This window comes from Paenibacillus forsythiae T98, from assembly GCF_000520735.1.
Classification (GTDB): Bacteria; Bacillota; Bacilli; order Paenibacillales; family Paenibacillaceae; genus Paenibacillus_AQ; species Paenibacillus_AQ forsythiae.
The window spans coordinates 1-5,939 of the sequence record NZ_ASSC01000304.1 but is presented as its reverse complement, the minus strand read 5'-3'; the positions used below and the strand labels follow the sequence as shown (position 1 = coordinate 5,939).

Below are 5,939 nucleotides of genomic sequence, written 5' to 3'. Positions count from 1 at the left end.
GAAGCCCTTGCTGTCGAGGACGGCCAGCAGCCTCTTCTCATCGGCCCGGGCGGGGCGAAGGATCACCATGTCATCGGGCAGAATCTTGTTCTCGAAAGCTGAACGCTCCTCGGCCTTGTCATGGTCCCATTTCATCTGGTATTCCGAATGGCCAAGCTCGATCGGCAGGCTTCTCAAGAACCCGGCTGCCGATTTGGAAGCTGCGGGCGCGTTAAGCAGAATGCTCTTTGCTTTTTTGCGGGCGATCTGTTTACGGGCCTGCTCCCACAGGGAGGTGAAAATCCCCCGCCGGCGGTAGCCGGGCCGCACCATGCCGCAGACTTCAACCTCGCTGCCGAAGCTGTATATCCCGATAAATCCCGCCAGCAGCCCTTCCTCGTAGGTATACAGCCACTCGGCGCCTCCGGACCCCGGCTCGCTTCGCAGCGAGTCCCAGTTCAGCTTCAGCGATATGCCGTCATATTCTTCGCAGCGGCGCTGCAATTCCTCTATTTCGCGAAAAGTTTCCCGTGTCGTCAACCCCGTTTCCTCCTAACCATTAAAATCGCAGCCCTTCCGGACTTTGCGCTATGAGCAACGGCCCGGCTTATCTAGGACAGGCCGTTCCCGTTCTCTTTCAGCACGTCCCCGTACTCGGGATGCTTCTTGAATTGATGCGCGGCGTAGGAGCACTGAGGGATGACGGATAGTCCCTCGCTTCTTGCTTTGTCTACGACCGCCTTGACGAGCTGCTCGCCCGCTCCCTGACCCCGCAGTTGTTCCGATACATACGTATGATCAACGATCATTGTTTTAGAGTTGTCCAGCTTGTATGTAATTTCAGCAAGGTCTTCTGCATCTCCGGCAATGTAAAACCGTCCTTCTCCCGATGAAATTTGCTGCATATTCATCACTCCTGTTTCATGGATTACCGTTATTTTACTCTCTCCCCGGGCAAAAAGCGAGTTAGGCTCAAATAATATTGAACCAAGGCTAAATAACGCGAATTTTGGATGATTATGGGTGTAGAGACAATTTTGACTCTCGTTTTCGGGAGTGCTATACTGGTCCCACAGCACAGCAATATGGTTGTCAAGAGACTGATTAGTATATGGAACTAATCGGTCTTGTGTTTTTTCAATCCATAACTTAGGAGGAATTGGTAATGAGTGAAGCATTACGTTTGACGGAAAGAGCCGGGACACCTGCCGCGCAGCGGAGACAGGGCCTGGTGCCTGTTGTCATCTACGGTGCAGGTTCGGAATCCCTTTCTCTTAGCGCGGATGCAAAAACGATCGACAGTATTCTGGGCAAAAATCCGCGGGCGATCCTGAAGGCGGAGCTGCCGGCATCCGGCACCAAGGATGTGATTATCCAGGATGTGCAGCGCCAGCCTTTGACCAAGAAGCTGCTGCATATCGACTTCCACGTTATCGATCTGAAAGCCAAGCTGGACACCAAGGTAGCCCTGCATTTTACCGGTACGCCGGCAGGGGTTAAGGGCGGAGGCGTGCAGACGGTCGAGCTGCATGAGCTGGATATCCGCACACTGCCGGACAACCTGGAATCCACATTCGAAGTAGACATCAGTTCCTTGGAAATCGGCGCTCACCTGCTGGTTTCGGACTTGCCGAAGCATGCGGGATGGGAAGTGCTGACAGATCCCGAGACGCTGGTCGTCAAGATCGCGCCGCCAGCCGTCCAGGGCGAGCCTGGGGCCGAGGAAGGGACTGCGGAACCGGCCGCCGAAGAGGTTGCCGAAGGCGCGGAAGTCTGAATGCCTGCCTGAAATTGAACATAAAGGATCAGAGCGCGTCCCCTCCTTGCCGCGAGGGAACGCGCTCTTGCTTAATCAGGCGCCAATATCGGCTTGGCCCCGGTTATTCGCCGGCTATAACGAGCTTGATCCCGTTCTCCCCGGCGAACTGTTGGTAATCGGTCCCCGGCATGCTGTCGGTAACCAGATAATCGATATCTTGCAGCTTGCAGTAGGTCATGAGCGCATGCCTGCCAAATTTGTGATGATCCACAAGCAGGAACACCTCCTGGCAGCGTTCGACGACAATTTGCTTGATCTCGCTTTCGAGCGGAGAGGAGTTGGTTACGCCGCTAAAGATCGAGATTCCGGTCGAAGCCATAAAGGCTTTATTTATATTGTACGCTTTCAGCAGGTCCATGTTTTTGAAGCTGGCAAATGATTTCGTCTTGCGCTCCAGAACGCCGCCGGTCGAAATGATATTCAGATTGCCGTAGGGAAGAGAACCAAGGATGAAATCAAGATTGCTTGTAATGATCGTCAAATTCATATGCTTGATATATTCAATCATCTCCAGGGTAGTCGTTCCGGAGTCAATGTAAATGATATCCCCGTCGGCTACATACTCGGCGGCGGCTTTGGCAATTCTCTGTTTTTCGGCATGGCCCCGCGACCTTCTGTCGTTAAAAGAAATGAGAGGCGGGTTTACTGCAGCGACACCGCCATAAACCTTCTTCACTTCCCCTCCTTCGACCAGCTCCTGGATATCCCGCCTTATCGTATTTTTGGAAACATCAAATACAGCGACGAGTTCATCAAGCGACACGGTGTTGTGTTCAATGATATAATCCTGAATTTGCTTAATGCGTTTGGTCTTTAACATGCTAATCCATCCTTAGTCTATCGATTAATGTTGCGATGTGCTTTTAAGTACATTATACCAACAAAACACCAAAAGTTAACCAATGATATCGAACCGATGCGGAACCGAGCTTTTACAACGTAACAATGTTATGTTACAATGCAATCGCGAGGTGAAACAGATGGAGGATGACTTGATATCGAAAAAGGAGCTTCTGGATCTAACCGGCATTTCATACGGCCAGCTGTACCGCTGGAAGCGCAAGCGACTCATCCCGGAAGAATGGTTTATACGCAAATCGACGTTTACCGGTCAGGAAACCTTTTTTCCGAGAATGCTCATTAAGGCCCGGATTCAAAATATCTTAAGCATGAAGGATGATCTGTCGCTGGATGAATTGGCCAGCAAGCTGTCGGATACGGAGGGGTTCAGCGAGATCCGCTTGAGTGAACAGGCAATAATAGAACGAAACATTGTTACGAGTGTTGCGATGTCTGCTTATGGATCGGCAGTTCGGAGCGAAGAGGGCTTGTATTCCTTTGAGCAGCTGCTCTGCTTGTATACGGCGGACACTTTGCTTGCCAGAGGAGACATGAGTCTGGAGGAGGGAAGACTTCTGCTGCGCACGCTTGAGAAGCATGCCGGCGCGCTGGCAGGCAAGCCCGGCGAGCTTTTTTTTGTCCGGAAAATGGGCGTTGCCTTATTCCTGCTTGCGCCGTCGCCGGCGGAGCTTTATTTCGATGAGGGCGTCCGGCTGGTGGCGAAAGTGGCGCTCGGAGATTTGATTGAACAGTTGAAAGGGAGGTTAACGTAGATGACAGAGACAGATAAGGAGCAGGGGCCGCGTCCGGATCTTGTCATTAATGGAGTCGGGAGTGCCGCAGGCGGGATATACGGTAAGGTTCTTATTGACGGAGTGGGCAAGGTCGGGGGCTCGCTTACTGCGCGGTTATTCAAGGCCAACGGCCAGATTCGGGTGAAAGGGGGAGTGAAGAGCCGGGAGATGGAAGTGAATGGAATCCTGAACCTTGACGGCCCTCTGGAGATCAGTACCCTGAAGCTGGACGGCATCCTCCATGTTGATGGAAGCCTTACAGGCGAGAGCTGTGTACTGAACGGACTTGTGACCGCAAAGGGAGATTGTGAGCTGGAGGAATTCAGAGGCGTGGGCGGCTTCACGATTGAGGGTCTGCTGAGCGCGGGACATATCGATATCCGGCTGGCGGGAGCGGGGAAGGCGCATGAGATTGGAGTGGAGAGCTTGAAGATTCGCCAGGAGGATTCGGGCATATGGAACCGGCTGCTCGGCGGTATCATCCCGAAGCTGAGGCCGGCGCTTACCGCCAGGGTCATCGAAGGGGATAATCTGGATCTGGAATATACGGCAGCGGATATTGTCAGGGGAGGCCGCGTGATTATCGGAGCGGGTTGTTCCGTTGGACTGGTGGAATACCGCGACAGGTTAACCGTGCATCCTGAAGCCCGCATCGGAAGGGAAGTGAAGACCGGTGACTGACGCAGTTCGAAGCAATTTTAAAATCATGGGCACAACATCATCGGCGGGAGGAGCATTCCGAAATGTGGGTATCACAGGCGAATGCCGGTTTGCGGGAGATGTCGACTGCGTAAAGTTCAGCTTGACCGGAAATTCCGAAATTGCAGGCAGCCTGAAGGCGGAAGAAATCAAGCTGACCGGCGAATGCGGTGTACGGGGGCGTATCGACGCCTTGTCTCTAAAAGGACGCGGAGAACTGGCGGCGGATGCCGGGCTGAGAGCCGAGCGGCTTGCGTTTGAGGGACATATCGGAGTGAAGGGCGATTGCGAGGCGGGAGAACTCCGGCTTACCGGCGCGGTGGAGATTGGCGGACTGCTGAGCGGGGAGCAGCTGGATATCGGCCTGATCGGGTACAGCCGGGCGGGCGATGTCGGCGGCGGCAAGATTCGGATCAAGCGCAGCAAGGGGTATTTGCTGTTGAAGATGGTCAAGCCGAGCCAGGAAGCCTGCTTCGAAGGAAGAACGATTGAAGGGGACCATGTGGAGCTTGAGCATGTGTCAGCCGAAACCGTAAGGGGCGGAAATGTCGTGATCGGGCCTGGCTGCGAGATTAAAACCGTTGAGTATAGGGAATCGCTGGAAATACACAAGAGCGCAAAGGTGGATAACCGGGTCAAACTATAAACCTGGTACCAAATAGAGAAACGGAGTGGAGAAGTTGAGCGATACAAAAAACAACCGCCTCGGTCTGGTCATCGCCGGGCTGTTGCTGGGCATTCTGATGGCATCCATGGACAGTACGATTGTGGCGACGGCGATGGGAAATATCGTCGGGGAATTGGGCGGAATGGATAAATTCGTCTGGGTGACCTCGGCCTATCTCGTCGCCGAGATGGCGGGTATGCCGATCTTCGGAAAGTTGTCGGATATGTACGGCCGCAAGAAATTTTTCGTGTTCGGTCTGCTGGTGTTCATGGGAGGCTCCGCGCTGTGCGGAACGGCGGACAGCATTACCCAGCTGGCCATTTACCGGGCGGTGCAAGGGATAGGCGGCGGAGCGCTGGTGCCGATCGCCTTCACGATTATGTTCGACGCGGTGCCGCTTGAGACCCGGGGGAAGCTGGGCGGCGCGTTTGGCGCGGTCTTTGGAATGTCCAGCATATTTGGCCCGCTGCTCGGCGCCTACATCACGGACCATATTGCCTGGCAATGGATATTTTACATCAATCTGCCGCTTGGAATCCTTGCGTTCGTGTTGGTAGCATTCTTCTACAAGGAGTCGCATGAGCATTCCAAGCAGCCGATTGATTGGCTTGGCGCGGGTACGCTGCTCGGGGCGGTAATCTGCCTGATGTTCGCGCTGGAGCTGGGCGGCAAGGAATACGCATGGGATTCCGCGTTGATTCTTGGCCTGTTCGGCGCTTCGGCCGCGCTGACTGCGGTGTTTCTGTACGCGGAGACAAAGGCGGAGGAGCCGATTATCTCCTACGCGCTGTTCCGCCGGCGGCTGTATGCCTTCAGCATTCTGATCGCCTTGTTCAGCGGGGCAGCCTTCATCGTCGCCTCGGTGTACATCCCGATCTTTATTCAGGGCGTGCTCGGCGGCTCGGCCACCAATTCCGGCCTGGTGCTTCTGCCGATGATGGTTGGCTCAGTGATCACGGCAACCGCCGGCGGCTTCCTGATGACCAAATTCAGCTACCGCAGCCTGATGATTCCCACTCTGGCGCTGCTGGCTATCGGAATCTGGCTGTCGTCCACGCTGCCGCCGGATGCGACCCGGCTGCTCGTCACGCTATACATGATACTTATCGGCCTTGGCGTCGGAGCGTCCTTCTCGGTGCTG

At 54.5% G+C, this 5,939-nt stretch carries 8 protein-coding genes; 5 read left to right on the top strand and 3 right to left on the bottom strand.

Features of this window, described 5'->3' with window-relative positions; genetic code table 11:
* Both L692_RS28310 and L692_RS0110010 read right to left on the bottom strand, forming a co-directional pair.
* The coding region (locus tag L692_RS28310; protein WP_025699498.1) for a GNAT family N-acetyltransferase at positions 1-519 on the bottom strand (519 nt) is incomplete at its 3' end.
* Between the two features lie 71 nt (positions 520-590).
* Positions 591-884 (bottom strand): GNAT family N-acetyltransferase, encoded by a 294-nt coding sequence (locus L692_RS0110010; protein ID WP_025699497.1) that lies wholly within the window; start codon positions 882-884, stop codon positions 591-593.
* 260 nt (positions 885-1,144) lie between these two features.
* Between L692_RS0110010 and L692_RS0110005 the strand changes: the two genes are divergently transcribed.
* Positions 1,145-1,756: a 50S ribosomal protein L25 gene (locus L692_RS0110005; RefSeq protein WP_025699496.1), complete on the top strand. Its 612-nt coding sequence runs from the start codon at positions 1,145-1,147 to the stop codon at positions 1,754-1,756.
* A 103-nt stretch (positions 1,757-1,859) separates the two neighbouring features.
* On the opposite strand, the gene L692_RS0110000 is transcribed toward L692_RS0110005, so the two are convergent.
* Complete coding sequence (locus L692_RS0110000; RefSeq protein ID WP_025699494.1) at positions 1,860-2,618, bottom strand: DeoR/GlpR family DNA-binding transcription regulator; 759 nt, start codon at positions 2,616-2,618, stop codon at positions 1,860-1,862.
* A gap of 172 nt (positions 2,619-2,790) precedes the next feature.
* On the opposite strand from L692_RS0110000, the gene L692_RS0109995 reads away from it, so the two are divergent.
* From L692_RS0109995 to L692_RS0109980, 4 genes are all read left to right on the top strand, one after another.
* The gene (locus tag L692_RS0109995; RefSeq protein WP_312001043.1) at positions 2,791-3,411 is read left to right on the top strand and encodes a YhbD family protein; all 621 of its coding nucleotides are present in this window, start codon (positions 2,791-2,793) and stop codon (positions 3,409-3,411) included.
* A complete protein-coding gene (locus L692_RS0109990; RefSeq protein WP_025699491.1) occupies positions 3,412-4,113 on the top strand; it encodes a hypothetical protein in 702 nt (233 codons plus the stop codon). It begins immediately after the preceding gene.
* A 64-nt stretch (positions 4,114-4,177) separates the two neighbouring features.
* Positions 4,178-4,777 (top strand): hypothetical protein, encoded by a 600-nt coding sequence (locus tag L692_RS0109985; protein ID WP_025699488.1) that lies wholly within the window; start codon positions 4,178-4,180, stop codon positions 4,775-4,777.
* Between the two features lie 34 nt (positions 4,778-4,811).
* Positions 4,812-5,939: MFS transporter (locus tag L692_RS0109980; protein WP_025699486.1), on the top strand; the 1,128-nt coding region annotated here is incomplete at its 3' end.

Coding starts and splice junctions, on each gene's coding strand:
- L692_RS0110010 (WP_025699497.1), bottom strand. CDS start 884: ATGCAGCAAATTTCATCGGGAGAAGGACGGTTTTACATTGCCGGAGAT.
- L692_RS0109990 (WP_025699491.1), top strand. CDS start 3,412: ATGACAGAGACAGATAAGGAGCAGGGGCCGCGTCCGGATCTTGTCATT.
- L692_RS0110000 (WP_025699494.1), bottom strand. CDS start 2,618: ATGTTAAAGACCAAACGCATTAAGCAAATTCAGGATTATATCATTGAA.
- L692_RS0110005 (WP_025699496.1), top strand. CDS start 1,145: ATGAGTGAAGCATTACGTTTGACGGAAAGAGCCGGGACACCTGCCGCG.